1 protein-coding gene is annotated in these 1,260 nt (G+C 60.3%); it reads right to left on the bottom strand.

Annotated elements, in window-relative coordinates:
• Positions 1 to 56 precede the first annotated feature (56 nt).
• Positions 57 to 914: a hypothetical protein gene (locus tag HPC46_RS34440; protein ID WP_179476442.1), complete on the bottom strand. Its 858-nt coding sequence runs from the start codon at positions 912 to 914 to the stop codon at positions 57 to 59.
• Positions 915 to 1,260 lie beyond the last annotated feature (346 nt).

Below are 1,260 nucleotides of genomic sequence, written 5' to 3'. Positions count from 1 at the left end.
ACCACCAAGCAGCCGCCGAAACCCTGCGCCGAACCACCACCGGCAACCGCCAACAACTACACTGACCGCTGCTCACAGGTGAGGAATTTCGGCGAGCACACCTGAGGACTTTCGACGAGCGCGATCAGCGGATTCGCTTGCCGCTGAGACCGGAGCTTCATTTCGACCCATCGTGATGGAATTTGCTCAATTATGTCTTCAGCGTTGTCCGCGATTTGTTCGGAGGCGATTCCAAGTTCAGTCGCCGCCAGTGCGAGTGGATCACCGATATCGGCGAAAGCAGTGGCTAGCATGATGTCGTCGATGCGATGCCGGCCGAGCTCCGCGATCCACTCCGCTACAGCTCGTTGCCCGTCGGCGAATCGGTTGCCGGTCAGGGCTGTGTGGTTCTCCGGGTGCAGACGCAGGGATGCGCGCCCATCGGTGGGCACGTAGTCGGCCAAGACCCGAGCTTCGCACTCCGCCTCGACGACAGGTCGCAGCATCGCCTGGGTCTCTGCGGGTATGGCCTTACCCCGCCACGTAGGGCTCGACGTGAAGCGAAGCTGAGGCGCGGCGAAAGCATGGGCCACGCCGGTTCCGAAGATTTGCTTCTCCGGAACCATCATGCGGAGCCCAAGGACCTCGATCAACGCGCAACGAATTTCCCACGGAACGATGTCGTGTGGAGGGGCGATCCGTAGTTGGCCCGCGAGTCGCGTCATCGTTCTGGCGAGTGCAATGCGTCTCTCTTGGCTGCGCTGCTTGCCCGTTTCGAAATAGTGTGCGCTGCTCAGCGGGAAGCGAGCTCTACCCTCGTCGACTGCTCGCTTCAAGGCAACCAATGTGTCGACGAACGGTGCGCCCAACGGATGCCCGATCTCGGCCCGCGCAAGATCGATCCACTTGTTTTGATCCAGGTACACGGTCAGCACGGTGTCTAGTTTGACGGTCGACGCCGACAACATATGGCGCCATTGCAGGAGGATGACACTCGTGACTTAGCGGCGACCTCTCGCACAATGCTTTCGACATCTCCGTTCGGCCATCTCCCGATCACCACAAGCGCCGGGCTCCTTCAAGTCATACTCGCCCGCATGGATCACCTAGAGGGGCTGAATGAGCAAGAACAGGCCGCGTGCGTCATCGCCGAAGGTTGCGTCCAGCAGAGTGGTGTACGAGTCGGACCTGATCAGCGGTACCGGCGTGTCGTAGCCGGATGAATGAAGGTCATCGCGTGATTCTTCGAGAGACCCGCGAAAGTCACTCGAGCAAAGGAAT

It is taken from the genome of Mycolicibacterium vinylchloridicum, assembly GCF_013404075.1.
Classification (GTDB): domain Bacteria; phylum Actinomycetota; class Actinomycetes; order Mycobacteriales; family Mycobacteriaceae; genus Mycobacterium; species Mycobacterium vinylchloridicum.
The sequence above is the reverse complement of the archived record's forward strand: the minus strand, read 5'-3'. Positions and strand labels throughout refer to the sequence as shown.